Origin of the sequence: Bradyrhizobium sp. B120, assembly GCF_049075665.1 — a bacterium.
GTDB lineage: Bacteria > Pseudomonadota > Alphaproteobacteria > Rhizobiales > Xanthobacteraceae > Bradyrhizobium.
In genome coordinates this window covers 385,026-409,580 of the sequence record NZ_CP185242.1, presented here as the reverse complement: position 1 = coordinate 409,580, position 24,555 = coordinate 385,026, and the positions used below count along the sequence as shown (strand labels likewise).

General features: G+C 64.9%; 24 protein-coding genes. 13 read left to right on the top strand and 11 right to left on the bottom strand.

Going from position 1 to position 24,555, the window contains the following annotated elements; genetic code table 11:
* Positions 1-8: 8 nt before the first annotated feature.
* The 4 genes from grxC to ACOIX3_RS01915 are packed head-to-tail and all read left to right on the top strand — an operon-like array spanning position 9 to position 2,051.
* The gene (gene grxC / locus ACOIX3_RS01930; RefSeq protein ID WP_229167126.1) at positions 9-281 is read left to right on the top strand and encodes a glutaredoxin 3; all 273 of its coding nucleotides are present in this window, start codon (positions 9-11) and stop codon (positions 279-281) included.
* Positions 281-1,159 (top strand): carbon-nitrogen hydrolase family protein, encoded by an 879-nt coding sequence (locus ACOIX3_RS01925; RefSeq protein WP_420968155.1) that lies wholly within the window; start codon positions 281-283, stop codon positions 1,157-1,159. Before grxC ends, ACOIX3_RS01925 begins: the two co-directional genes overlap by 1 nt.
* Entirely contained in the window at positions 1,156-1,626 is a 471-nt protein-coding gene (locus ACOIX3_RS01920) for a DUF1178 family protein (RefSeq protein ID WP_420968154.1), read from the top strand. Before ACOIX3_RS01925 ends, ACOIX3_RS01920 begins: the two co-directional genes overlap by 4 nt.
* Complete coding sequence (locus ACOIX3_RS01915) at positions 1,623-2,051, top strand: EamA family transporter (protein WP_212311952.1); 429 nt, start codon at positions 1,623-1,625, stop codon at positions 2,049-2,051. Before ACOIX3_RS01920 ends, ACOIX3_RS01915 begins: the two co-directional genes overlap by 4 nt.
* 59 nt (positions 2,052-2,110) lie before the next feature.
* On the opposite strand, the gene ACOIX3_RS01910 is transcribed toward ACOIX3_RS01915, so the two are convergent.
* From ACOIX3_RS01910 to ACOIX3_RS01895, 4 genes are all read right to left on the bottom strand, one after another.
* Positions 2,111-3,010 (bottom strand): EamA family transporter, encoded by a 900-nt coding sequence (locus tag ACOIX3_RS01910; protein ID WP_420968153.1) that lies wholly within the window; start codon positions 3,008-3,010, stop codon positions 2,111-2,113.
* Positions 3,011-3,426: 416 nt separating this feature from the next.
* Positions 3,427-3,708: a GIY-YIG nuclease family protein gene (locus tag ACOIX3_RS01905; protein ID WP_420968152.1), complete on the bottom strand. Its 282-nt coding sequence runs from the start codon at positions 3,706-3,708 to the stop codon at positions 3,427-3,429.
* A gap of 322 nt (positions 3,709-4,030) precedes the next feature.
* Positions 4,031-4,783, bottom strand: coding sequence for a bifunctional 2-polyprenyl-6-hydroxyphenol methylase/3-demethylubiquinol 3-O-methyltransferase UbiG (gene ubiG, locus ACOIX3_RS01900; protein ID WP_420968151.1), 753 nt, complete (start codon positions 4,781-4,783; stop codon positions 4,031-4,033).
* 14 nt (positions 4,784-4,797) lie between these two features.
* The gene (locus ACOIX3_RS01895; protein WP_420968150.1) at positions 4,798-5,265 is read right to left on the bottom strand and encodes a PH domain-containing protein; all 468 of its coding nucleotides are present in this window, start codon (positions 5,263-5,265) and stop codon (positions 4,798-4,800) included.
* Positions 5,266-5,475: 210 nt separating this feature from the next.
* Here ACOIX3_RS01895 and ACOIX3_RS01890 point away from each other — a divergent pair, with 210 nt between their 5' ends.
* From ACOIX3_RS01890 to ACOIX3_RS01870, 5 genes are all read left to right on the top strand, one after another.
* Positions 5,476-6,732: an aspartate kinase gene (locus ACOIX3_RS01890; protein ID WP_420968149.1), complete on the top strand. Its 1,257-nt coding sequence runs from the start codon at positions 5,476-5,478 to the stop codon at positions 6,730-6,732.
* 472 nt (positions 6,733-7,204) lie between these two features.
* Complete coding sequence (gene ptsP, locus ACOIX3_RS01885) at positions 7,205-9,472, top strand: phosphoenolpyruvate--protein phosphotransferase (protein WP_420968148.1); 2,268 nt, start codon at positions 7,205-7,207, stop codon at positions 9,470-9,472.
* A 57-nt stretch (positions 9,473-9,529) separates the two neighbouring features.
* Positions 9,530-10,609, top strand: a complete 1,080-nt coding sequence (gene prfA / locus ACOIX3_RS01880; protein WP_420968147.1) for a peptide chain release factor 1 — start codon at positions 9,530-9,532, stop codon at positions 10,607-10,609.
* Between the two features lie 202 nt (positions 10,610-10,811).
* The gene (gene prmC, locus ACOIX3_RS01875) at positions 10,812-11,693 is read left to right on the top strand and encodes a peptide chain release factor N(5)-glutamine methyltransferase (protein WP_420968146.1); all 882 of its coding nucleotides are present in this window, start codon (positions 10,812-10,814) and stop codon (positions 11,691-11,693) included.
* Between the two features lie 514 nt (positions 11,694-12,207).
* Positions 12,208-12,990: a DUF4167 domain-containing protein gene (locus ACOIX3_RS01870; RefSeq protein WP_420968145.1), complete on the top strand. Its 783-nt coding sequence runs from the start codon at positions 12,208-12,210 to the stop codon at positions 12,988-12,990.
* Between the two features lie 233 nt (positions 12,991-13,223).
* Here the strand turns inward: ACOIX3_RS01870 and ACOIX3_RS01865 are convergent, their stop codons facing one another.
* The gene (locus ACOIX3_RS01865; RefSeq protein WP_420968144.1) at positions 13,224-13,976 is read right to left on the bottom strand and encodes a class I SAM-dependent methyltransferase; all 753 of its coding nucleotides are present in this window, start codon (positions 13,974-13,976) and stop codon (positions 13,224-13,226) included.
* 183 nt (positions 13,977-14,159) lie between these two features.
* On the opposite strand from ACOIX3_RS01865, the gene gloB reads away from it, so the two are divergent.
* From gloB to ACOIX3_RS01850, 3 genes are all read left to right on the top strand, one after another.
* Positions 14,160-14,927: a hydroxyacylglutathione hydrolase gene (gene gloB, locus ACOIX3_RS01860; protein ID WP_420968143.1), complete on the top strand. Its 768-nt coding sequence runs from the start codon at positions 14,160-14,162 to the stop codon at positions 14,925-14,927.
* On the top strand, positions 14,927-15,361 hold the full coding sequence (locus ACOIX3_RS01855) for a cupin domain-containing protein (RefSeq protein WP_420968142.1): 435 nt from the start codon (positions 14,927-14,929) through the stop codon (positions 15,359-15,361). The genes gloB and ACOIX3_RS01855 overlap by 1 nt, the downstream gene beginning before the upstream one ends.
* 75 nt (positions 15,362-15,436) lie before the next feature.
* Entirely contained in the window at positions 15,437-16,132 is a 696-nt protein-coding gene (locus ACOIX3_RS01850) for a flavin reductase family protein (RefSeq protein WP_420968141.1), read from the top strand.
* Here ACOIX3_RS01850 and ACOIX3_RS01845 read toward each other — a convergent pair.
* The 3 genes from ACOIX3_RS01845 to ACOIX3_RS01835 form a co-directional block, all read right to left on the bottom strand.
* A complete protein-coding gene (locus ACOIX3_RS01845) occupies positions 16,129-16,995 on the bottom strand; it encodes a DMT family transporter (RefSeq protein WP_420968139.1) in 867 nt (288 codons plus the stop codon). The two genes, ACOIX3_RS01850 and ACOIX3_RS01845, sit on opposite strands and share 4 nt — an antisense overlap.
* A gap of 137 nt (positions 16,996-17,132) precedes the next feature.
* Positions 17,133-17,858, bottom strand: coding sequence for an acetoacetyl-CoA reductase (gene phbB / locus ACOIX3_RS01840; RefSeq protein ID WP_420968138.1), 726 nt, complete (start codon positions 17,856-17,858; stop codon positions 17,133-17,135).
* A gap of 268 nt (positions 17,859-18,126) precedes the next feature.
* Entirely contained in the window at positions 18,127-19,305 is a 1,179-nt protein-coding gene (locus ACOIX3_RS01835) for an acetyl-CoA C-acetyltransferase (protein ID WP_342725180.1), read from the bottom strand.
* A 313-nt stretch (positions 19,306-19,618) separates the two neighbouring features.
* Between ACOIX3_RS01835 and phaR the strand changes: the two genes are divergently transcribed.
* On the top strand, positions 19,619-20,209 hold the full coding sequence (gene phaR, locus ACOIX3_RS01830) for a polyhydroxyalkanoate synthesis repressor PhaR (RefSeq protein WP_420968137.1): 591 nt from the start codon (positions 19,619-19,621) through the stop codon (positions 20,207-20,209).
* Positions 20,210-20,376: 167 nt separating this feature from the next.
* On the opposite strand, the gene ACOIX3_RS01825 is transcribed toward phaR, so the two are convergent.
* From ACOIX3_RS01825 to ACOIX3_RS01815, 3 genes are all read right to left on the bottom strand, one after another.
* A complete protein-coding gene (locus tag ACOIX3_RS01825) occupies positions 20,377-20,763 on the bottom strand; it encodes a RidA family protein (protein WP_420971950.1) in 387 nt (128 codons plus the stop codon).
* A 125-nt stretch (positions 20,764-20,888) separates the two neighbouring features.
* Positions 20,889-23,225 carry an acetamidase/formamidase family protein gene (locus ACOIX3_RS01820; protein ID WP_420968136.1) on the bottom strand — a complete coding sequence of 779 codons (2,337 nt, stop codon included), beginning with the start codon at positions 23,223-23,225 and terminating at the stop codon, positions 20,889-20,891.
* A gap of 82 nt (positions 23,226-23,307) precedes the next feature.
* A complete protein-coding gene (locus tag ACOIX3_RS01815) occupies positions 23,308-24,549 on the bottom strand; it encodes an acetamidase/formamidase family protein (RefSeq protein ID WP_420968135.1) in 1,242 nt (413 codons plus the stop codon).
* Positions 24,550-24,555: the final 6 nt, after the last annotated feature.

Here is a 24,555-nt window from a genome sequence, read left to right as displayed (position 1 = left end):
AGCACACCATGACCGCTGCCATCGAAATCTATACCCGCCCGGGCTGCGGTTATTGCACCGCGGCCAAATCGCTTTTGACGCGCAAGAACGCGGCGTTCACCGAATTGAGCGTCGCCAGCAACCCGTCCTACCGCGACGAGATGTACGATCGCGCCGGCGCGGGCTCGACTTTCCCGCAGATCTTCATCGACAAGACCCATGTCGGCGGCTGCGACGAGCTCTACGCGCTCGACCGCGAGGGCAAGCTCGACGGCCTGCTCAGCAACGGAGGCGGCGCCTGATGAGCACGGACAACGTTTTCACCGCCGCCATGGTGCAGATGCGCACCGGATTGCTGCCCGAGCCGAGCCTCGAGCAGGGCACGCGGCTGATCCGCGAAGCGGCGGCGCAGGGCGCCAAATACGTGCTGACCCCCGAAGTCAGCAACATGATGCAGCTGAACCGCAAGGCGCTGTTCGAGCATCTGGCGAGCGAAGAGGACGACAAGTCGCTGCAGGCCTATCGCGCGCTGGCCGCCGAGTTGAAGATCCATCTGCACATCGGCTCGCTGGCGCTGCGCTACTCGCCGGAAAAGGCGGTCAACCGCTCGTTCCTGATCGGGCCCGAGGGCAATGTGCTCGCGAGCTACGACAAGATCCACATGTTCGACATCGATCTGGCCGGCGGCGAGAGCTATCGCGAATCGGCCAACTACCAGCCCGGCGAGACCGCCGTGATCTCCGACCTGCCCTGGGGCCGGATCGGATTGACGATCTGCTACGACGTGCGCTTCCCGGCGCTGTATCGCGCGCTTGCCGAGGCCGGCGCGTCGTTCCTCACCGTGCCGTCCGCCTTCACCCGCAAGACCGGCGAAGCGCATTGGCACACGCTGCTGCGCGCCCGCGCCATCGAGACCGGCTGCTTCGTGTTCGCAGCAGCGCAGGCCGGCCTGCATGAGAACAAGCGCGAGACCTTCGGGCATTCGCTGATCATCGACCCCTGGGGCGAGATTCTCGCCGAGGGCGGCGTCGAGCCCGGCGTGTTCCTGGCCGAGATCGATCCCTCCAAGGTCGAGACCGCGCGCAAGACCATCCCTTCACTTCAGCACGGCAGGCGTTTCGGCATTGCCGACCCCAAGGCCGGCCCGGAGCATCTGCACCTCGTCCGGGGTTCGGCATGATCCGCTACACGCTGCGCTGCGAGCGCGGCCATCAGTTCGAGAGCTGGTTCCAGAGCTCCGCGGCCTATGAATCGCAGGAGCGGCGTCACCTGATCGATTGCCCGTCCTGCGGCTCCGACAAGATCGAGCGCGCGATCATGGCGCCGCAAATCGTCAGCAAGAAGGGCCGCGAACCGGCCCAGCCGGCGCCGGCCGCGCCCGTCGAGGCACCGCCTGCCGAATCGACGTCGCTGATGATGGCGCAGGAGCGCGAGCTGCGCAGCAAGCTGAAGGAACTGCGCGACCACATCGTGAAGAACGCCGACAATGTCGGCGACCGCTTCCCGAACGAGGCGCGCAAGATGCATTACGGCGATATCGAGCACCGGCCGATCTATGGCGAGGCCTCGCCCGAGGAGGCGCGCGCGCTGATCGACGAAGGCGTCGAGGTCTCGCCGCTGCCGACGCTGCCGGAAGACCGGAATTGACCGCGACCTGGCAGGTCTGGGCGTTTCTCTCGGCTATTTTCGCCGCGCTGACCGCGATCTTCGCCAAGGTCGGCGTCGAGGGCATCAACTCCGATCTCGCCACCCTGATCCGCACCGTGGTCGTGCTGATCACGCTGTCGGCCATCCTGTTCGCGACCGGGCAATTCACCCAGGCCGGGCCGATCTCGGGCAAGAGCTGGCTGTTCCTGCTGCTGTCCGGGCTCGGCACCGGCGCGTCGTGGATCTGCTATTTCCGCGCACTCAAGCTCGGCCCCGCCACACTGGTCGCGCCGATCGACAAGCTCAGCGTGGTGCTGGTGGCGCTGTTCGGCGCCGTGTTCCTCGGCGAGCGCCCCTCGCCCTATGGCTGGATCGGGATCGCGCTGATCTCGGCGGGCGCGGTACTGATCGCCGTGAAAGGATAATGGCGTTTTCGAGCGAAGTGGTACCGGTTCGCGTGAAGAAAACGCGTCAAACATAAGTCTTACGCGGCAATCAGCAGCGCGACGCCGATCACGATCAGGACGATGCCGATCACCTCACGCAGCGAGAACGGCTGCTTGAGCGAGAAATACGCCACGCCCTGCGCGAACAGCACCTCGATCAGCGCCAGCGTCCGCACGTTGGCGGCCGCGGTGAGCGCGAACGCCAGGAACCAGAATTGCGAGGAGAACGCGCCCATGAAGCCCGCAAACATCGAGGGCCGCCACAGGCCGAGGATCTTTCGCAGCACGTCGGGCGCGCGCAGCAACAGATAGACCGACAGGATCAGCGTCTGGACGAACAGGCTCCACATCAGCGTGTAGGAGGCCGCGGTTACAAACGAGACGCCGGGCACGGCAATGATGGCGCCGCGAAAGCTCACCGCCGAGATCGCGAACACCGCTGCGGCGCCGAGCCCGAGCACGGTCGGCCGCAGATCGGCAAAACTCTTCTGCCCGCCCGGCCTCAGCGCGGTGACGACGACGCCGATCGTGGCGATCACGATCGCGATCACCTTAGGCGTCGTCAGATGGTCGCCGAGGAAGATGAAGCCGAAGATCGCGGTCTGGATCGCCTCGGTCTTCATGTAGGCCGTGGTCACCACGAAGGAGCGGTCGTTCATCGCCAGCAGCATGAAGCCGGTGCCGACGATCTGGCTGAGCGCGCCGGACAACAGCCACGGCCAGAATGACGCCGCCGGCCACGGCACAGGGTCGCCGGTCAGCAGCACCGCCAGCGCGAAGAACACCACCGCGAACGGCAGCCCGAACAGGAAGCGGATATTGGTCGCGCCCCAGGTCCCGAGCGGCCCGGTCAGATGCCGCTGCATCGCATTGCGCGCCACCTGCCCGAACGCAGCGACGATGGTGAAGGGGATCCAGAGCGAGGCGATTGTGAACATTGCGGGATAAGGAAAGTGCGCCGGGGCGGGAGTACGCGCACAACGTGCCGATTGCCGCCGACGCGGTCAACCGAAACGGCGCATGACTGGATTGCGATCGAGCCGCAAACTCATTGTCGTCCCTGCGAAAGCAGGGACCCATAACCACAGGAAGAGGTTTGGGACATGATGGTTGAACGGGCCATAACCCCGGTCAAGTTGGCAGAACACGTCCCGAACTCAGATCGCGCTCAACAATATCGGCCGGTGGCTATGGGTCCCTGCTTTCGCAGGGACGACACCGGTGTATCGGCGAAAGCTGTGCTGACTTTGCAGACGTTAAGCCGCCAGCAAAGGGCACGCCGATACCGAAACTCCCCGTCGTCCCTGCGGAAGCAGGGACCCATAACCACAGGAAGCGGTTCGTGGCACACCGGTCAGACAAGCAAGTCGCTGAGGTCACGCCACTCAGGGTTTTCGCGCTCGATCAGCTCGATCTTCCAGTCACGCTTCCACTTCTTGAGCTGCTTCTCACGCGTAATGGCTTCCTCGGCACGCTCATATGATTCAACGTGGACCAGGCGATAAACGGCGTAGGTTTTGACGAACAGTGAGCCTTTACCGGCCTTGTGCTCATCCAGCCGCTTCTGCACGGAATTCGTCACGCCGATATACAGCGTGCCATGGCGCCGGCTAGCGAGGATGTAGACGTAGTACATGCTCGGAACGCGGATCTCGCCCAATTATTTGGGCTGGTGGTTATGGGTCCCTGCTTTCGCAGGGACGACACCTGTCGGGAGGCAATAGCGTCTCACATCGCCGCGATTCACGCCACAATCTCGCTGTCGTCCCTGCGGAAGCAGGGACCCATAACCACAGGGAGTGGTTTGCGGCACGATGGTTGAACGGGCGATGAGACGGATGGTGTCGATCGGATTCCGAAGCAGGTCCTGAGCTGAGATCGCACTCAATAACCGGGGCCGGTGGTTATGGGTCCCTGCTTTCGCAGGGACGACAGCGGTTATGTGGATACCAACAACCCTACACCTCCTCCGCCACCACCATGTAGTTCACGTCCATGTCGGACGAGACGGCCCATTTGTCGGCGAGCGGGTTGTAGACCACGCCGGCCTGTTCGGTGACGGCGAGGTTGACGTCGCCGAGATAGCGCTCGAGCTCGGCGGGGGTGACGAACTTGCTCCAGTCATGGGTGCCGCGCGGCAGCCAGCGCAGCACGTATTCGGCGCCGACGATCGCCAGCGCAAAGCTCTTCCAGTTGCGGTTCAAGGTCGAGACCACCATCAGCCCGCCGGGCTTGAGCATCGTCGCGCAGCGCTTGATGAAGGCGCCGACATCGACGACATGCTCGACCACCTCCATCGCCAGCACGATGTCGAAGCGCTCGCGCGCGTCCATCTCCTCCACCGTGGTGCAGCGGTAGTCGATCGACAGATGGCCCTTGTCGGCATGCAGCTTCGCGGCAGCGATGTTGGTGGCGGAGGGATCGATCCCGATCACCTGGGCGCCGAGCCGGGTGAACGGCTCGCACAGCAGCCCGGCGCCGCAGCCGATGTCGAGCAGGCGCAGGCCGGACAGGCAGCTCAGGCTCTTGGCGTTGCGCTCGAACTTGCGACAGGCGGCGTCGCGGATATAGGTCAGGCGCAGCGGATTGATCTTGTGCAGCGGCGCCATCTTGCCGCGCGGATCCCACCATTCATCCGACAGTTTTGAAAACTTCGCGATTTCGGCCGGATCGACCGAGGCGGCGGTGGAATTGGAAAGCGTTGTGGCCATGATTGCGCGCGCCCCTATCGCGCGGTGATCGAATTGCGAAACGACAGCGGCGAGGCGATGGTCTTGATGGTCTCGATGCCCTCGCCGACGCCGCGGATGGTGACGTCGCCATAATTGAGCAGGCGTCCCATGATGCTCTGGTTGACGTCGACGCTCTCGACCTTGTCGAGGCTCATCTCGAAGGTGCGTCGCTTGATGAAGCCGCTCTTGTGCACCACGCGGAAATTGGTGACGTCGGTTTCCGTGGTCCAGCGATGGAACCAGGCCGCGCCGGTCCAGTACAGCGCCGCGACCGCGACCACGGCGGCGGCCGCCAGGCAGGCCAGCACCAGGGCGTCGACCGTCGTCATCCGGGACAGGATCAGCAGCGCCAGCACCACGATCCAGGCCGCGATCGCCGGCAGATAGAACATCCAGTGCGCATTGGTGGAATACAGCACCTTCTCGCCGGGCTGCAGGATTTCGTCGATATAGCGTCCCATCCAATCCCGCCTTCGAGTTGCCCGCGAGTCACCGTTGCGCCACAGCCCGCCCGCAACCGGCAAAACACCCCCAAAAGACCCTGGGCCGACCCCTACCAACCGGCTTGCCCCCGGGCGCGGCGCTATGTATACGCGCCTTTCGGTGCCCGCGCTTGCGGTTTTCGGCGTGGGTTAACCTACTTATCCTCTTAAAGGAATAGACGCGTCGTCATGGGCCGCCTCGTGATGAAATTCGGCGGTACGTCCGTCGCCAATATCGATCGTATCCGCAACGTCGCCCAGCACGTGAAGCGCGAGGTCGACGCGGGCCACCAGGTCGCCGTCGTCGTCTCCGCGATGTCCGGCAAGACCAACGAGCTGGTGGGCTGGTGCACCGAGGCCTCGCCGATGCACGACGCGCGCGAATATGACGCGGTGGTCGCCTCCGGCGAACAGGTCACCTCGGGCCTGCTCGCGATCGTGCTGCAGGGCATCGGCATCCAGGCGCGCTCGTGGCAGGGCTGGCAGATCCCGATCAAGACCTCGGAGGCGCATGCCTCGGCACGCATCCTCGATATCGACGGCAGCGAGATCATCGACCGCTTCAAGGAACGCAAGGAGGTCGCTGTGATCGCCGGCTTCCAGGGCATCAACCCGCAGACCGGCCGCATCACCACGCTCGGCCGCGGCGGTTCGGACACCTCGGCGGTGGCGATCGCGGCTGCGCTGAAGGCCGACCGCTGCGACATCTACACCGATGTCGACGGCGTCTACACCACCGACCCGCGCGTGGTGCCGAAGGCGCGCCGGCTCGACAAGATCGCGTTCGAGGACATGCTGGAGCTGGCCTCGCAGGGCGCCAAAGTGCTGCAGGTTCGCTCGGTGGAACTCGGCATGGTGCACAACATGCCGATCTTCGTGCGCTCCAGCTTCGACAAGCCAGAGGATATCGACCCGCACGCCAACCAGCCGCCGGGCACGCTGATCTGCAGCGAGGAGGAAATCATGGAAATGCACGTCGTCACCGGCATCGCCTTCTCCAAGGACGAAGCCCAGATTTCCGTGCGCCAGATCGAGGACAAGCCCGGCGTCGCCGCGGCGATCTTCGGACCGCTCGCGGATGCCAACATCAACGTCGACATGATCGTGCAGAACGTGTCGGAGGACGGCAAGACCACCGACCTCACCTTCACGGTGCCGGCCACCGACTACAACCGCGCCAAGGACACCATTACCTCCGCCAAGGCCAAGATCGGCTACGCCAGGCTCGACACCGCGACCGACGTCGCCAAGGTCTCGGTGATCGGCAGCGGCATGCGCAGCCATGCCGGCGTCGCGGCGAAGGCGTTCAAGGCACTGGCCGACCGCAACATCAACATCCGCGCCATCACCACCTCCGAGATCAAGTTCTCGGTCCTGATCGACGCCGCCTACACCGAACTCGCGGTGCGCACGCTGCACACGCTGTACGGGCTGGACCAGGCGTAGGTTAGCGGCGCCCGAGAGGCAGGTGGGCTCTCTCCACCGTCATTCCGGGGCGTGCGGAGCACGAGCCCGGAATCCATCGGCCCACAGGTTCCGTGGATGAATGGATTCCGGGCTCTCGCTTCGCGAGCCCTCAGGTGCGCAATTGCGCACCGGGGAATGACGAGGCGGAGCATTGGCCGTCCTCCGGTACCCACATCCCGGAGTTAGAATTTCTCTTAGCGGGCGCAGCATCGGGCTGACGCAGACGTTATTTGCTACTGGCAGGCGTTTTGCTTGGCAAAGCGAGCCTCGATTGGCTATACGGCCAGTCAGGTGGGCTGTCGCAAACTGTGGCACAGTTTGTGCGATCCCGAATCGGCGGGAACTGGCGCGAGCGGCGACGCCGAATGGCTAAAATTGTTGTTTTTGACGAGTTTTGCGCCAACGGCCGGCCGGCCCGCTGCGCCGGCCTCGCGGGGAGGGACTGAAGCACATGCGGAGCGCGTCGGGAGGCCCCCGCGTCCTGTTGAGACGGCTCCGCGAAACCATGGCGGAGCAAGTCTCCGCCCAGGAACGCCTCGACAAGATCGTGGTGCTGATCGCGGCCAACATGGTGGCCGAGGTCTGCTCCTGCTACGTGCTGCGCATCGACAATACGCTCGAGCTCTACGCCACCGAAGGTCTGAACCGCGACGCCGTGCACCGCACCGTGCTGAGCGCGCATGAGGGCCTGGTCGGCCTCGTTGCCAGCGAGGCGACGCCGCTCAATCTCTCCGACGCGCAAAGCCACCCCGCCTTCGCCTACCGCCCGGAAACCGGCGAAGAGATCTACCACTCGTTCCTCGGCGTGCCGATCCTGCGCGCGGGCAATACGCTCGGCGTGCTCGTGGTGCAGAACCGCGCCAAGCGCACCTATGTCGAGGAAGAGGTCGAGGCGCTGCAGACCACCGCCATGGTGCTGGCGGAGATGATCGCCTCGGGCGAGCTTGCCGCGCTGGCGCAGCCCGGCGCCGAGCCCGCTGCGCGGCACTCGCTGCACAAGACCGGCGCGGTGCTCTCCGACGGCATCGCGCTCGGCCACGTCGTGCTGCACGAGCCGCGCGTCGTCATCACCAACTATATCGCCGAGGACCTGCCGAAGGAGATCAAGCGGCTCGACACCGCGCTCGCCAATCTGCGCGCCGATCTCGACCGCATGCTGGAGCGCGGCGACGTCGCCGAAGGCGGCGAGCATCGCGATGTGCTGGAAGCCTACCGCATGTTCGCCAACGACCAGGGCTGGTCGCACAAGCTGCATGAGGCGGTCGCCACCGGCCTCACCGCGGAAGCCGCCGTCGAGCGCGTGCAGTCCGACACCCGCGCGCGCATGCTGCGCTCGACCGATCCCTATCTGCGCGACCGCCTGCACGATCTCGAGGATCTCGGCCATCGCCTGATGCGGCAACTGGTCGGCCAGGACCATGCGCCGACGCGCGAACAGCTGCCCGACAACGCCATCCTGATCGCCCGCGCGATGGGCCCCGCGGCGCTGCTCGACTATGACCGCAAGCGGCTGCGCGGCTTGGTGCTGGAGGAAGGCACCGCGAATTCCCACGTCTCGATCGTGGCGCGCGCGCTCGGCATTCCCGCGGTCGGCGAGGTGCCGAACGCGCCGGGCATTGCCGATCCGGGCGATGCCATCATCGTCGACGGCATCTCCGGCGAGATCTATGTCCGTCCCTCCGCCGAGATCGAATCCGCCTATGCCGAGCGCGTCCGGTTCCGGGCGCGGCGGCAGGCGCAATATTCGGCGCTGCGCGACAAGCCTTGCGTGACCAAGGACGGCCAGCCGATCGAGCTCCTGATCAATGCCGGCCTGACCATCGACCTGCCGCATATCGAGGACACCGGCAGCGCCGGCATCGGCCTATTCCGCACCGAATTGCAGTTCATGGTGAGCCCGAGCCTGCCCCGTTCGAGCGACCAGCTCGCGCTGTACCGCACCGTGCTCGATGCCGCCGGCGCCAAGCCCGTCACCTTCCGCACGCTCGACATCGGCGGCGACAAGGCGCTGCCCTACATGGAAACCGTGGTCGAGGAAAATCCCGCGCTCGGCTGGCGCGCGATCCGGCTCGGCCTCGACCGCCCCGGCCTGCTGCGCGGCCAGATCCGCGCGCTGCTGCGCGCCGGCGGCGGCCGTGCCCTGAAGATCATGTTCCCGATGATCTCGGATATCGCCGAGTTCGACCAGGCCAAGGCGATCGTCGAGCGCGAGCTGACCTATCTGCGCCAGCACGGCCATTCGCTGCCCGAGCGGATCGATATCGGCACCATGGTCGAGGTGCCGGCCCTGCTCTACCAGCTCGACGAACTGCTGAAGAAGGTCGACTTCGTCTCGGTCGGCTCCAACGACCTGTTCCAGTTCCTGTTCGCGGTCGATCGCGGCAATGCCAAGGTCTCGGAACGCTTCGACACCCTGTCGGCGCCGATCCTGCGCGCGCTGCGCGACATCGTGCGCAAGGCCAAGATCGCGAAGAAAGCCGCCTCGCTGTGCGGTGAGATGGCGTCGAAGCCGATCGGCGCGCTGGCGCTGATTGCGCTCGGCTATCGCTCGCTGTCGCTGTCGGCGACCGCGCACGGCCCGGTCAAGGCCTTGATCCTCGACCTCGACGCCAAGAAGGCCGAGGCGATGATCAATCCGCTGCTGGACGCGCCGGTCGGCAGCGTCTCGATCCGCGCGGCGCTGACGAAGTTTGCGGAAACCGAGGGGCTGGCCTTGTAGCGACGCTGCCGTCGCCTCCGCCACCCCTTCGCGCTTTCAGCAATTCGAGACTCCGCCATGCTACCCGAAGCCAAACTCGACGTCCTGCTCGCCCATCACGCCTCGCTCGAGGCCGAGCTGCTCGGCCAGGTCAACTCCGAGCGCTATGTTGCGATCACGCGCGAGCTTGCCGAACTCAATCCGCTGATCGATGCGGTGAAGCTATATCGCGTCGCCCGGTCGGAACTCGCCGACACCGAGGCGTTGCTGGCCGATGCGGGCACCGACGCCGAAATGCGCAGCATGGCGGAAGCCGAGCTGGAGTCGCTGCAGGCGCGTATCGGCGATCTCGAGCAGAAGATCCGGATCGCGCTGCTGCCGAAGGACGCGATGGACGACCGCAACGTGGTGCTGGAAATCCGCGCCGGCACCGGCGGCGACGAGGCCTCGCTGTTCGCCGGCGACCTGTTCCGGATGTATGAGCGCTTCGCAGCCTTGCAGGGCTGGAAGGTCGAGGTGATCTCGGCGAGCGAAGGCACCGTCGGCGGCTACAAGGAAATCATCGCCGAGGTGCAGGGCCGCGGCGCCTTCGCCAAGCTGAAATTCGAGTCCGGCGTGCACCGCGTGCAGCGCGTGCCCGACACCGAGACGCAAGGCCGCATCCACACCTCGGCCGCCACGGTCGCCGTGCTGCCCGAGGTCGAGGACGTCGACGTCGACATCAAGGATACGGATTTGCGGATCGAGACCATGCGCGCCGGCGGCGCCGGCGGCCAGCACGTCAACAAGACCGAATCCGCGATCCGCATCACCCATCTGCCGACCGGCATCGTGGTGATGATGCAGGACAGCCGCTCGCAGCACAAAAACCGGGCGTCGGCGATGAACATCCTGCGCTCGCGCATCTATGATGCCGAGCGCCAGCGCGTCGACGCTGCGCGCTCCGCCGACCGCAAGGAGAAGGTCGGCTCCGGCGATCGCTCGGAGCGCATCCGCACCTACAATTTCCCGCAAGGGAGAGTGACCGACCACCGCATCAACCTGACGCTCTACAAGCTGCCGCAGGTGATCGCGGGCGAGGCGCTCGGCGAACTGATCGATGCGCTGACCACCGAGCACCAGGCCGCGCAGCTCGCGGCGCAGGGCGCGGCGGCATGAACCGATCCGGCTACTGGCTCCATTGATCGTCGTCGTCCCTGCCTGGTGCGCAATTGCGCACGAAAGCAGGGACCCATAACCACAGGGCGTGATTGTTGATCCCGATATCGACCCCGACCGCCCAGATCGAAGGGCCACGGCGTATCGCTCCCCGCTTTCGCGGAGACGACGGGCGGTTGGTGTTGCGCGAGGACACCGCGTGATGGCGCCTGTGGTCAACGCAACAGTCGAGACGGCCCGCCGCGCACTGGCTGCGCGGCTGCAATCGGCCGGCAACGACTCCGCCGAGCTCGATGCACGGCTGCTGGTCGGCGCCGCGCTTGGGCTCGATCTGACCGGCATGGTCACGGCAGCGAAACGTATGCTGACCCGGGACGAAGCGGATCGCCTCGAAGACCTCGCGCGGCGCCGCCTCGCCGGCGAACCGGTCGCGCGGATTCTCGGCATCAAGGAGTTTTGGGGGCTGCCGCTGCATCTGACCGCCGCGACGCTGGTGCCGCGTCCCGACACCGAGACCGTGGTCGAGCGCGCGCTCGAGCTGCTGCGGGCCGACGGCGCGGCCGAGCGTGCGCTGCGGATCGCCGATCTCGGCACCGGTTCGGGCGCGATCCTGCTGGCGCTGCTCTCGGAACTGCCGAACGCGCATGGCTTCGCCACCGACACCTCGGCGGAGGCGCTGCAGACGGCGAGCCGGAACGCGGCCGAGCTCGGACTTGGCCGGCGCGCGACATGGATCGCGTGCGACTATGGCAGCGCCCTGACCGGCGCATTCGACCTGATCGTGTCCAATCCGCCCTACATCCCCTCGGCCGACATCGCCGGTCTCGACATCGAGGTGCGCGCGCACGACCCGCGCGCGGCGCTCGACGGCGGGGCCGACGGGCTCGACGCCTACCGCGCGCTGATTTCGCAATCTGCGGGTCTTTTGACCTCAGGTGGATTTCTGGTTGTGGAAGTCGGACAGGGCCAGAGCGGCGACGTTGAAGCGCTGATGACGGCTTCCGGGTTATCCCCAACGGGGCCGCCCAAGGCCGATCTCGGGGGCGTTCCGAGGGCCGTTTCAGCCCGCCGGCCGCCCCGATAAAGTCCTATTGGAACGCAAAAAAACCTCTTGGAATATCCCCCGGGAACGACTACGTTCCGGCCACAACATCGGTGCTGGCCCCGTAACCGTTACGGGTGATGACCAGGGTTCAGCAGAGCCCGCCGATCGAAAGGTTCCAGGAACGCAGGTCTCATTGAGCGCAATAGCCGAAGCTGTGCTGCTCTCGACCGCCAAGCGAACGAAAGCCTGTTATTGCGCTTGAACACTTACGCACGAGAACTGGGCCTGTCTCAACGGGCGGAATGATTTTGTCGCTGGCGTGTTTGGCCGGCGGCGGTTGGGGAACGCGTCTTTGCTGAACGCGACTTTGCTGAACGAGATGGTCGGCGACATCGATGCCACTTCGAATGGTATTGCGATTCCGTGCGCCTAGCCGCGCGCCGAATTGGACTCTGGGAATTGGAATCTGGGAATCGGACTTCTGAGAATTCGGACTTCTGAGAAATCAGACTGTGGACTGCAATAACTTCAGGGCTGGAATAAAAGGCGACAGATGAGAAACGGTCAGAACAACAAGCGGATGCGCAACCGGAATAACAACAACAATAACAACAACAATAATAACCGGCGCGGCCAGAATCCCCTGACACGGGTGTACGAATCGAACGGACCCGACATCAAGATCCGCGGCACGGCCTCCCATGTGGCCGAGAAATACGTCCAGCTTGCGCGCGATGCACGCTCCTCCGGCGATCCGGTGGCAGCCGAGAACTACTACCAGCACGCCGAGCACTACTACCGGATCATCGCGACCGCGCAGGAGCAATTCCGGCAGAATCAGCAGCAGCCGCGCCCCGACGCCGAGGTGACGCAGACCGAAGACGGCGACGACGACAGCGACGGCTATTCGAGCTTCGGCCAGGAGCCGGGCTTCGTGCCGCAGCAGCAACAGCCATTCATGCGCGACAACGGCCAGCAGCCCTACCAGCAGCCGAGGGAGCATCGCGAGCGTGACCAGCAGCCGCGCGAGCAGCAGCCGCCGCGTGAGCACCGCGAACGCGAACATCGTCCGCAGCCGCAATATCAGCCGCTACCGCAGAACCAGCCGCAGCCGGTGCTGGCCGATGCCGGCGGCGTCGATCGCCTGCCCTCGTTCATCACCGGCGGCGCGCAGCCGCAGGTCAACGGTGGCGCCTATGAAGCCGGCAATGGCGGTGCAGAACGCGGCGAACGGAGCGAGCGCTTTCCGCGCCGTCGCCGCCGTCCGCATGGCCCGCGCCCCGACATGGCGGCACAGCCGACGCCGAGCGACGATTTCAATCCGGGCAACGAGTAACGCAACTGTGCGGCCACCCTCCCCTGGAGGGGGAGGGTCGGCTCACATGAAGCGCAGCGAAATGTGAGACGGGGTGGGGTGATCTCTCAACACGGGCAGCGCCCGAATGGAGAGATCACCCCACCCCGCTGTGCATTCCGCTTCGCTACATGCTCAGCGACCCCAGAGCGAGCTTCGCTCGTCTCGACCCCTCCAGGGGAGGGTGGCTAATCCGTGCCACGGCTCAGCGTCGTCTACGGCTCCGCGTGACTGGATTTGCGCGTCGCCGTCGAGGACGGCACCAGCACCGGACGCAATGACGGGATCAGCTGTGTGCGCTCGCGGCGCGCCGGGATCGCGCGATAGACCTGCTTGCTCGCTTCCACGATATGCACACCGGCGAACGGCATCGACAGCGCCGCACCGACCCGCTCCCACGCCATCGCCGAGCGCAAGAACCAGCTGCCCTGCACCGGCGGCATGAACAGCGCCTCGCCCCATGACGCCGGCGTGAACCAGGTCTGTCGCAATAGCTGGGTGATCTGCGCCCGCGAATAGGGCCGGCCATGGCCGAACGGCGTGGCATCGGTGCGGGTCCAGACGCCGCGCCGGTTCGGGATGATCGCGATCAGCCGCCCCGACGGCGACAGCACCCGCCACACCTCGCGCAGCAGCCGCTCGGGATCGTCGGACATCTCCAGCGCATGCACCAGCAGCACGCGGTCGACCGCGGCATCCGGCAGCGGCATCGAGAATTCGTCGATCAGCGTCGCCAGCGCAGGCCGGCCGGTCGGCCATTTCAGCACGCCCTGGGCCGCCGGCATGAAGGCGATGCAGCGCTCGCAGGTATCACGGAACAGGCCGAGATAGGGTGTCGGGTAGCCGAGCCCGAGCACGCGCTGGCCTTCCGCGTTCGGCCATCGCGCACGGATGCCACGGTTGATCAGCTGCCGCGCCACGATGCCGAGGCGCTGCGAATAGAAGTCGCGGAGGTCGATGACGTCCATGATCCCAGCCTAACATGCCCCCTGCAGCCGGGGAGCGCCGAAATTTGCGTTGCCGCCGGAGCGTTAACGCCATATTTCACCCCTATATTGGGCGCGGTAAGAGCATGATCCGGAAACGGCGACGCCGGCTTTTCGAAACGACCATGTTCTGAAATGTCCGTCCCGTTTGTTCGTGGAGATATCATGACCGCCGAAATTCGCACCTTCAGCTGCCTCACCGACAATTTCGGGTACCTGATCCACGATCCCGCCACCAAGGCGACGGCATCGATCGACGCGCCGGAGGCCGGCCCGATCATCAAGGCGCTGGAGCACGAAGGCTGGACGCTGACCGACATCCTGATCACCCATCACCATGGCGACCATGTCGGCGGCGTCGCCGAGCTGAAGCAGAAATACGGCTGCCGCGTCGTCGCCCCGCACGACCAGTCGGCCAAGATCGCCAATGTCGATCTGCGCGCCGCCAATGCCGACGTCATCAAGGTCGGCAGCCTCTTGGCCCGTGTGGTTGAAACTCCCGGCCATACGCTCGACCACATCTCCTATGTGTTCGACGGCGAGAAGGCGGTGTTCGCCGCCGACACGCTGTTCTCGATCGGATGCGGCCGGGTGTTCGAAGGCACCTATCCCATGATGTGGGATTCGCTCCTGAAGCTGCGTTCGTTGCCGGACGATTTTCGTCTCTATTGCGGCCATGAATACACCGCCTCCAACGTGAAGTTCGCGCTCACCATCGAGGGCGACAATCCGCATTTGCAGGCCCGCGCCGAGGAAGTGACGAAGCTGCGCGCCGAGAACAAGCCGACGATCCCCGTGCTGCTGGGTGACGAGAAGAAGGCCAACGTGTTCCTGCGCGCCGACGAGCCTTCGGTCGCAGCCAAGCTGCACATGAAGGGCGCCGACCCGGCGCTGGTGTTCGGCGAGCTCCGCGAGCGCAAGAACAAGTCCTGATGTCACAGCTCTCTGCTGCCGACATCATCGCGCGGCTTGCGCTAAAGCCGCATCCGGAAGGCGGGCATTACCGCGAGACGTTTCGCGACGAACGCTGCGACGCCGGTGGACGGGCGCATTCGACCGCGATCTACTTCCTCCTCGCGCGCGGCGAGCGCTCGCACTGGCATCGCATCGACGCGGTGGAGATGTGGCACTATTACGCGGGCGCGCCGCTGACGCTGCAGATTGCGCAGGACGGCGCCCCGCCGCATGCGATCACGCTCGGACCTGACGTCGCGCACGGCGAACAGCCCCAGGCGATCGTGCCGGCCGGCGCCTGGCAGGCCGCGGAAAGCAGCGGCGACTGGACGCTGGTCGGCTGCACCGTGGCGCCGGGATTTGAGTTTGCGAAGTTCGAGCTGGCAAAGCCCGATTGGTTCCCCGGCAACTGAAAGAAGGTATTCGGGAATCGGGTGGGTAAGCGGCCGCCAAGCCATTAGCTCTAGGCTTCACATGAGGAAGCCAGCATGCTCAGCACCATCGATATCACCGGCACTGCGGAATCGCGGAGCATTGAGCCGGCCATACTCTACTTCGGGACACCCGTCGTTCTGATTGGTTCGACCAATGAAGACGGCTCGCCCAATCTGGCGCCGATGTCGTCGGCGTGGTGGGTTGGCTGGCGATGCATGCTTGGCCTCGCAAGCAATTCCAAGACCACCGAGAACATGATCCGCACCGGCGAATGCGTGCTCAATCTCCCATCGGTCGATCTTGTCGATGCCGTCAATGCTCTGGCGCGCACCACCGGCTCGAACCCAGTGCCGGCAGGAAAGATCAAGCGCGGTTATCGGCACGAACGGGACAAGTTCGACATCAGCGGCTTGACGCGACTGTACGGCGAGACCGTCGCCGCCCCGCGCGCCGCCGAGTGCCCGGTACAGATTGAGGCGAAGGTCGCCCACGTCCACAAGATGGCGCAGGAGGACGAGGTCTGGCGCGGCAATCTCATGGCAATCGAGGTGCGCGTGACCCGCGTGCACGCGCATCCGGGAATCTTGATGGACGGCCACACCGACCGCATCGATCCCGACAAATGGCGACCGCTGATCATGAGTTTTCAGCAGTTCTACGGCCTGTCGCCCCAGAAGCTGAAGCATTCCGTGCTCGGGCAAATTCCGGAAGCCGCTTACAAACCGACAGGCTGGCGGCCAGCCGCCTAGTGTTTCCAGACCATGTCTTTCGCCGCGATCAGGCCGCCACCAGCGATCAGGATCGCGGCGATGGCGATGTTGGCGCTGGGCTTGGCAAAGCCTGCTGCAATCAGGAACGCGGTCGAGAGCAACGGCGTGGCATAGGATGCGGCGCCGAGCACGCGGATGTCGCCGCGCTTCATGCCGATGTCCCAGGCAAAGAACGCAGCCCCCACCGGACCAATGCCGAGCGCGATCACTGCGAGCCATTGCAGCGGTGTCGCGGGCCACACCGTGGTTTCCACCATCATGTGCACCAGCGCGGCAAGCACGGCGGTGGCCAGGCAGAAGCCCGCCACCGCATCGGTCGGCACCGCCTTGAGCCGGCGCGACATCACCGAATAGGCGGCCCAGACGAACGCCGCGACGAAGGCCGCCGCGAAGCCTGGAATCTGCGCTCGTGTGAAGACGCCGGTGTTGCCGGCGAACAGCAGCACGGTGCCGGCAAGGCCAAGCAGCGCGCCGACGATGTGATGGACCGCCAGCCGCTCGCCCGGCAGCAGCGACGAGAACAGCACGATCAACAGCGGCCAGAGATAGTTGAGCAGGCCGGCCTCGGCCGGGGGTGCGAAGCGCAGCGCCAGGAAATACAGCGCGTGATAGCCGAACAGGCCGCCGACGCCGACGAGCCAGGCAATCGGCGACTGCTTCAGTGCGCTGAACGCTGCGGGACGGAACAGAAAGCTTGCGAACGCGACCGCGGCGCCGATCGCAAACGTCATGGCGGCGAGCTGGAACGCCGGGATCTTCCCGGTCGCGACCGTCATGACCGACAGCAGCGACCACATCAGGATGGCGGTCAGTCCGACAAGGGTGGCAGTTCGGGTCGTCATCTGAATTCAATCCGTCGTGGCCGGGCCGGCCACGTCTCTGCTTCGCGCCTCGCGGTTGTAACGACGAAAATGCCCGGCACAAGGCCGGGCATCACGACTTGATTGGGAACGTCCGCGACGCGACGACGCTTCTCGCGTCAGGCGTGATACTGGCCGCCGTTGATGGTCAGCGTCGAGCCGGTAATGAAGCCCGCCTCGTCAGCCGCGAGGAAGACCACGGCACGCGCGATCTCCTCGGGTTCGCCGAGCCGGTTGACCGGAATCTGCGGGATCACGTTCTTCTCGAGCACGTCCTTTGGCACCGCCTGCACCATCTCGGTGTTGATGTAGCCCGGGCAGATCACATTGACGGTGATGCCGCCCTTGGCGTTCTCCAGCGCGAGTGCCTTGGTGAAGCCGATGTCGCCGGCCTTTGCCGCGGAGTAGTTGACCTGGCCGAACTGGCCCTTCTGGCCGTTGATCGAGGAGATCGAGATGACGCGGCCGAACTTGCGGGCGCGCATGCCCTCGATCACCGGGCGCGTCATGTTGAACAGCGAGCCGAGATTGGTGTTGATCACGGCAGTCCACTGCTCCAGCGTCATCTTGTGGAATGCGGTATCCTTGGTGATACCGGCATTGTTGACGAGCACGTCGACCGGGCCGAGATCAGCCTCGACCTGCTTCACGCCGGCCGCGCAGGCGTCGAACGATGCAACGTCCCACTTGTAGACCGGGATGCCGCTCTCCGCCTTGAACTTCTCCGCCGCGGCGTCGTTGCCGGCGTAGCTCGCCGCCACCTTGTAGCCCGCCGCTTTCAGCGCCTTGCTGATTGCAGCTCCAATGCCCCGCGTTCCGCCCGTCACCAATGCAACACGTGCCATGTCCGTCTCCTCCTTGGCCGTCTTTTATAACCGGATCACTCCAGTCTTCGCACTCACTCGACAAAGCGCGACGAGATTAGGCTCAATCGTCATCGCGCTTTAGCTCCCTTTTTTGAGCATGATCCTTTCGGAAAACCGCTTCACACTTTTCCGGATCATGCTCTCGAAACAAAAATGCCCGGCACAAAGCCGGGCATCTTTTCTATCAGCTCGCGCCGTGGTTGACAGATGATCTTTTCATCACCTAACCGACCTCGCTGCCTTTTGTTCAGTCGCGTGCAACGCACATAGCGATGCCCATGCCGCCGCCGATGCAGAGCGTCGCGAGGCCCTTCTTGGCATCGCGCTTCTGCATCTCGTGCAGCAGCGTCACCAGGACGCGGGCGCCCGACGCACCGACCGGATGGCCGATCGCGATCGCGCCGCCATTGACGTTGACCTTGGCCGGATCCCAGCCGAGGTCCTTGTTGACGGCGCAGGCCTGCGCCGCGAACGCCTCGTTGGCCTCGATCAGGTCGAGGTCGGCGATGTTCCAGCCGGCCTTCTTCAACGCGGTGCGCGAGGCGGGGATCGGCCCGGTGCCCATGATCTTGGGATCGACGCCGGCCTGGCCCCACGAGACGATGCGGGCGAGCACCTTCTTGCCCTGCTTGGCGGCTTCCTTGGCGGTCATCAGCACGACGGCGGCGGCGCCGTCATTGATGCCCGAGGCGTTGCCGGCGGTCACGGTGCCGTCCTTCTCGAAGGCGGCGCGGAGCTTGGCCATCGCATCGATCGTGGCGCCATGGCGCGGATACTCGTCGGCGTCGACCACGATATCGCCCTTGCGGGACTTGATGGTGACCGGGACGATCTCGTCCTTGAACCTGCCGGCCTTCTGTGCCGCCTCGGCCTTGTTCTGCGAACCGACCGCGAACTCGTCCTGCTGCGAGCGGGTGATCTGGTACTGCTTGGCGACGTTCTCGGCGGTGTTGCCCATGTGGTAGCCGTTGAAGGCATCCCACAGGCCGTCCTTGATCATGGTGTCGATCAGCTGAAGGTCACCCATCTTGACGCCGCCGCGCAGATATTGCGCGTGCGGGGCCATGCTCATCGATTCCTGGCCGCCCGCGACCACGATCGAGGAATCGCCGTTGAGCAGCGCCTGGTAGCCGAGCGCCACCGTGCGCAGGCCCGAGCCGCAGAGCTGGTTGACGCCCCAGGCCGGGCTTTCCACCGGAATGCCGGCCGCGATCGAGGCCTGGCGAGCGGGGTTCTGGCCCTGCGCCGCCGTGAGGATCTGGCCCATGATGACTTCGGAGACCTGACCACCCTCGACGCCGGCACGCTCCAGCGCCGCCTTGATGGCGATCGCGCCGAGGTCGTGGGCGGGCGTGGTGGCGAACGCGCCGTTGAAGCTACCGACGGGGGTGCGGGCGGCGCTGACGATGACGACATCGTCTGACATGGACATCTCCTATGGGTTGTAGCTGGGTTTCTCGACGGCGGGCGGCCGGTTTGGCGGGCCTGTCTCTTGATGACTATCCTGTAAACCTCATCGAGACATGTCAATCGCGCTGAGGCGCAAATTGCGCCGCGACGCACTCAAAATGACGCTCTTGGCACTTTCCTGAGCAATACCTTTGCTTTGGGATTAACCGTGCAGCACAAAACGGTAGCCGAACGGCTTTGAAAATGCTTACCTTTGCTGCGATGCGTTGCATTTAGCCCAGCGGCGATGCTGCCGGGTTCCAGGTCCTTCGGTGTTGAAGTGTGAGCCCATGGCAAAATCTGAACAACCGACCACGATCAAGAAATACGCGAACCGGCGGCTCTATAATACCGGTACGAGCACCTATGTGACGCTCGAGGATCTCGCGGCGATGGTGAAGGAAGGCGAGGATTTCCTCGTCTATGACGCCAAGACCGGCGATGACATCACCCGCTCCGTGCTCGCGCAGATCATCTTCGAGCAGGAGAACAAGGCCGGGCAGAACCTGCTGCCGACCACCTTCCTGCGCCAGCTGATCCGGTTCTACGGCGACAGCATGCAGATGGTGGTGCCGAAATATCTCGAGCAGTCGATCGATACGCTGACCCGGGAACAGGAGAGATTCCGCAAGCAGATCGCGGGCGCCCTGAGCGGGACGCCGTTTGCCCCCCTGGAAGAACAGGTCCGCCGCAACATGGAGCTGTTCCAGCAGACCTTCTCGATGTTCAAGCCGTTCGTGCCGCCGCGCGGCGGCGCTGAAGCCGAGAAGGTGCCCGAGCCCGCGGCCGACGACGGCAACATCGACGACCTTCGCCGCCAGATGAAGGACATGCAGGAACGCCTCGAGCGCATGTCGCAGCCGGCGAAGAAGGACGAGTAGGTCTCGTCGAGGTCTTCTTGCAGGTCCTCTTGTAGGTCCCCTTGTAGGTCCCCTTGGCCGATCGGGCGGCCGCACCGGCCGTCATCGCGTCTCAAAATCCCGACGACGGCCGCGCTGGCCGGCGTCAGGCGTGGCCGGCCTCGCCAAGCATGCTCTTGCGGACGCGCCTATGCAGGCCGGCGGCAGACAAGATCGATTTCGATCAACGCGTCATAGGCCAGACCGGTGACGCCGACGCAGGTGCGGGCCGGCAACCGGTCGGACCGGAAGTAGCTGCGATAGGTCTCGTTCATCGCCGCATAATCTTCCTTGAAGCGCGCCAGATAGATGCGCGACATCACGATATGCTCGAGGCCGAGGTCCAGGCCCGCCAGCACCACGCGCAAGTTCTCCATGACCGCGCGGGTCTGCGCCACAATGCCCTCTGGCAATACGCCAGGTGCGGCCGGCGTATCCGGCATCTGGCCGGTGACGAAGACGAAGCCGTCGGTCTCGACCGCGTGGCTGAACGGCGCGACCGGCTTCGGGCCGCCGGATATCATGTGAAACTGCAACGACGTCTCCTCGCCTGCTCTTTGATGGATCATGATGCGCTTCTACGGAATCGCATCATGATCTCATGTCCTTGTTTGAGCATGATCTTTTCGGAAAACCGGTCTTCACTTTTCCGGATCATGCTCTAGTTTTGCGGCGCGTGATCGAAGACGCGCTTACTGAGAATGGCATGGACGCCCCAATTGCCGTCCACCACCTGCGTCACGCCGAAGTCCACCGCCACCGACATCAGCGCAATCGCCTCGTCCTCGGTAAAGCCTTTGATGTTCATCAGGAAGCGGCGCATCTTGCGGAACGCATCCTTCATCGCGAGATCGAGCGACGAAGTAGCATAGACCTCGCTTTGCCCCTTGGCGCCGAATTCGGCGAGATAGTTGGGATGACTGAAGCCCATCAGCACCCAGTCGGCTTCGGTCTCGATCAGTGGATAGGTAAGATCGGCGAAGGGCTGATTGGTAAACTCGCTCCTTTTGTGCAGGATGACCTGGAATGTGCCGGTCATCGAACACTCGATGGCGGTGCCGCCGAGCTCGCCGTCGCCCTGTGCAGCATGGGGATCGCCGACCGACAGCAGCGCGCCCGGCACCGACACCGGCAGATAGACCGTCGAGCCCTTGCCGAGCCGCCAGTTGTCGAGATTGCCGCCGAAATATGCGGGCGGGACGGAATCGACAAGTTCGGCCTCGCGCGGCGCGAGCGCGATGACTCCGAAATGCGGACGCAGCGGAATGCGGATGCCGTCGAGCACGTCGTGGCGGCGCCGAACCGATGACGGCAGGATCGGAATGCCCGGATAGTCGTAAGTCTTGTGCAGCGTCCCGAAAGGATCGGTCTGCGGCTCCCAGCGATAGGAATACAGCGCACGCGCATACGGCGCGTCATCGCCGTCGACGATCTCGTAGATAGTCACCGCCTCATGGGCGTTCTGCTCGGCGAGGAACTCCTTGTAGTGATATCCCCACCAGGCCGCGACGCTGCTGCCGAACACGCGGCCCTCGAAGTCCGGATTGCGGCTCGCCCGCGGCACGATGTCGAGGATGCGGATTTCCAGTACGTCGCCCGGCTCCGCGTCCTTCACGGCCACCGGCCCGGTGCAAATGTGCACGCCGAATCCCTCGCCGGCGCCGCGGCCATAGATCGAGGCGTCGAGCGGGCCGGCGCCGCGGCGATCGACGTTCTTCCGATCGCGCGTCCAGTGGAACACGCTCTCGGCGCCTGGATCACCCTTGATCATGCGCTCGGGATCGTCGGAGGCGTGCTGGGTCAGCGTCTCAATGGTGATGGTGTCGCCGGAGCCGATCTCGAGCTGCGGCGGCAACGAATGGCTGAAATAGCCCCAATGCACGCGCGAGGCGTCCGCGGCGAGATGGTGATGGCGCGGCGCGTTCGGGATCTCCACGTCATGCGCGTCGAATGGCGCAGCCGTCTTGCGCACCAAGGCTGCGCGCCGGCTGCACAGTTGCGCCAGTGCTTGTTGAGGCCAGCCGCGTTGCACCGTGGCTTCGGATGCGGTCTGCCGCTCGGCTTCATGCTGGCGGAATTCGCGCGGCGATAGACCGAAGCGCTGGCGAAACGCGCGGCTGAAATGGGCAGAGTCGTTGAAGCCGACGCGAAACGCGATCTCGGAAATCGAACGATGCGCCTCGGCGGGATTCGACAGATCGGCCCAGGTGCGCTGCAGCCGCCGTTCGCGCAGGTAATGCGTGAAACTGGTGCCGGTCCCCTCGAACAGCTTTTGCAGGTAGCGTTCGGAGATGCCCTCGGCGCTGGCGATTTTCACTGGCGTCAGATCGGGATCATCGAGGCTGCGTTCGACGGTCTGGCACAGGCGATGCAGCGTTGCTGCCTTGGAAGCGCTGCCGCCGCCGCGATCGCTTGCCGTCTCGCTGTGCTGACGCATGAAGGTCGGCAGGAGATCGGCGAGACTTCGCGCGAGCGCGGTCCATTCGGCCTCGGACAGCGCGTCGAGATCGTGCGCGGCGAGTTCCATCATCTGCGCGAATACGCTGCCAAAGCCACCCGGCTGGAGCACCCGCACCTCGCCGCCTTGCAACGTGGCGCGATGGCGATGTGCCGGTTCTGACGTCACCGACAGCACCACCGCGCGCATTTCGCGCTGGAACGACACGCTCCAGTCCCCGGCGCGCGGCAGCAGGAGAAGATGCCGCGCCGCGACGATCTGATAACCGGCCGCAGTCTTCAGCGCCACCCCGTCTTCGAGCGGCAGAAGCACCAGGGGATGATCGGCCACAACATCAGTGCGCGGCGACACCGATTGTGGCCCTGCCGAAAGCCTGGCCAGCGTCACGCCCTGAAACCTGCGCCGCACCGCGTTGGCATGGCCGGCATCGGTGCTCGTGGCGACCGTCGGCTGCAGGCCGACCGACGCCAGGACGTCCCGCCACGCCTCAGGGCGATCGCCTTCGGAGTAGGATTCACTCGTGAACGGACGCAACCTCATGCATCGACCTTTATGGTCGAAGCGAAGCAATCTCCGTGCCATCCCCGGGAATGACACGTCCTGCTCAGTGGCCCACGCGTGATCAGTCACACCGGAACACGTTCTTGCGGATGGTCCCGTGCACGCCCCAATTGGCATCGACCACCTGCGTCACGCCGAAATCCGTTCCCACCGACATCAGCGAGATCGCCTCGTCCTCGCTGAGTTTGTGCACCGTCATCAGGAAGCGCCGCATCTTGCGAAAGGCGTCGCGCATCGCGCGGTCGAGGCTGGAGTGATTGGCGATTTCGAGCTGCGCATGAGCGCCGAGCTCGGCGAGATAGTTCGGGTAGGTGAAGCCGTAGACCGACCAGGCGTCGGGGGTTTCCAGCATCGGATGGGTCAGGCCTTCGAGCTGCGTGCCGCCGAGATCGCGATGCTTGTGCAGGATGAATTCGAAATCGCCGGTGAGCGAGGTCTCGATCGCCGTGCCGCCGAGCTCGCTGTCGCCCTGCGCGGCATGTGGATCACCGACCGAAAAGAACGCGCCGGGCACCGCAACCGGATAGAACATCTTGGCACCCTTGCCGACGCGCCAGTCGTCGATATTGCCGCCAGTATAGCTCGGCGGAATCGAGGAGACGAAATCCGCCTCCGACGGCGCGAGGCCCATGGTGCCGAAATGGAGCCGAGCGGGCACGCGGACCTTGCTCAGCACGTTCTCGCGCTTGACGACGGTGGCGTGATCGACGCGCACGCCGGGATAGTCGATGGTCGGGTGCACAATGCCATCGGGATCGGTCTGCGGCGTCCAGACATAATTATAGACCGCCCTGGCGAAAGGCTCGCCTGACGTGTCGAGCTCGAAGATCGTCACCACCTCGCGCGGCTTCGGCTCTTCGATCAAGTCGTGATAGTGAAAGCCCCAATTGGCCGCGACGTTGGACCCGAAGCATTTTCCGGCATGGCAGGCCTTGCAAGCCGGCCTTGGACGCACGTCGAGAATGCGAACCTCCAGCACGTCGCCGGGCTCGGCGCCCTCGATCGCCACCGGACCGGTGAGCAGATGCACGCCGACGCCTTCGCCGGAGCCGCGGATGAACGGCCCTTCGATGGGCCCCGAACCGCGCCGCGCCACCGCCTTGTGCTCGCGCGTCCATCTGAACACGCTCTCGGCACCCGGATCGCCCTCGATCATGCGCTCGTAATCGTCATTGGCGTGATGGGTCAGCGTCTCGATGGTGGCGCGGTCGCCGGACTTCAGCGTCAACGCCGGCGCCACGACCTTGCTGAAATAACCCCAATGCACAGTCTTGGCAGATACCGGCAACAGATGATGCTTCACGCAGAG

Coding starts and splice junctions, on each gene's coding strand:
- grxC (WP_229167126.1), top strand. CDS start 9: ATGACCGCTGCCATCGAAATCTATACCCGCCCGGGCTGCGGTTATTGC.
- ACOIX3_RS01925 (WP_420968155.1), top strand. CDS start 281: ATGAGCACGGACAACGTTTTCACCGCCGCCATGGTGCAGATGCGCACC.
- ACOIX3_RS01920 (WP_420968154.1), top strand. CDS start 1,156: ATGATCCGCTACACGCTGCGCTGCGAGCGCGGCCATCAGTTCGAGAGC.
- ACOIX3_RS01910 (WP_420968153.1), bottom strand. CDS start 3,010: ATGTTCACAATCGCCTCGCTCTGGATCCCCTTCACCATCGTCGCTGCG.
- ACOIX3_RS01905 (WP_420968152.1), bottom strand. CDS start 3,708: ATGTACTACGTCTACATCCTCGCTAGCCGGCGCCATGGCACGCTGTAT.
- ubiG (WP_420968151.1), bottom strand. CDS start 4,783: ATGGCCACAACGCTTTCCAATTCCACCGCCGCCTCGGTCGATCCGGCC.
- ACOIX3_RS01895 (WP_420968150.1), bottom strand. CDS start 5,265: ATGGGACGCTATATCGACGAAATCCTGCAGCCCGGCGAGAAGGTGCTG.
- ACOIX3_RS01890 (WP_420968149.1), top strand. CDS start 5,476: ATGGGCCGCCTCGTGATGAAATTCGGCGGTACGTCCGTCGCCAATATC.
- ptsP (WP_420968148.1), top strand. CDS start 7,205: ATGCGGAGCGCGTCGGGAGGCCCCCGCGTCCTGTTGAGACGGCTCCGC.
- prfA (WP_420968147.1), top strand. CDS start 9,530: ATGCTACCCGAAGCCAAACTCGACGTCCTGCTCGCCCATCACGCCTCG.
- prmC (WP_420968146.1), top strand. CDS start 10,812: ATGGCGCCTGTGGTCAACGCAACAGTCGAGACGGCCCGCCGCGCACTG.
- ACOIX3_RS01870 (WP_420968145.1), top strand. CDS start 12,208: ATGAGAAACGGTCAGAACAACAAGCGGATGCGCAACCGGAATAACAAC.
- ACOIX3_RS01865 (WP_420968144.1), bottom strand. CDS start 13,976: ATGGACGTCATCGACCTCCGCGACTTCTATTCGCAGCGCCTCGGCATC.
- gloB (WP_420968143.1), top strand. CDS start 14,160: ATGACCGCCGAAATTCGCACCTTCAGCTGCCTCACCGACAATTTCGGG.
- ACOIX3_RS01855 (WP_420968142.1), top strand. CDS start 14,927: ATGTCACAGCTCTCTGCTGCCGACATCATCGCGCGGCTTGCGCTAAAG.
- ACOIX3_RS01850 (WP_420968141.1), top strand. CDS start 15,437: ATGCTCAGCACCATCGATATCACCGGCACTGCGGAATCGCGGAGCATT.
- ACOIX3_RS01845 (WP_420968139.1), bottom strand. CDS start 16,995: ATGACGACCCGAACTGCCACCCTTGTCGGACTGACCGCCATCCTGATG.
- phbB (WP_420968138.1), bottom strand. CDS start 17,858: ATGGCACGTGTTGCATTGGTGACGGGCGGAACGCGGGGCATTGGAGCT.
- ACOIX3_RS01835 (WP_342725180.1), bottom strand. CDS start 19,305: ATGTCAGACGATGTCGTCATCGTCAGCGCCGCCCGCACCCCCGTCGGT.
- phaR (WP_420968137.1), top strand. CDS start 19,619: ATGGCAAAATCTGAACAACCGACCACGATCAAGAAATACGCGAACCGG.
- ACOIX3_RS01820 (WP_420968136.1), bottom strand. CDS start 23,225: ATGAGGTTGCGTCCGTTCACGAGTGAATCCTACTCCGAAGGCGATCGC.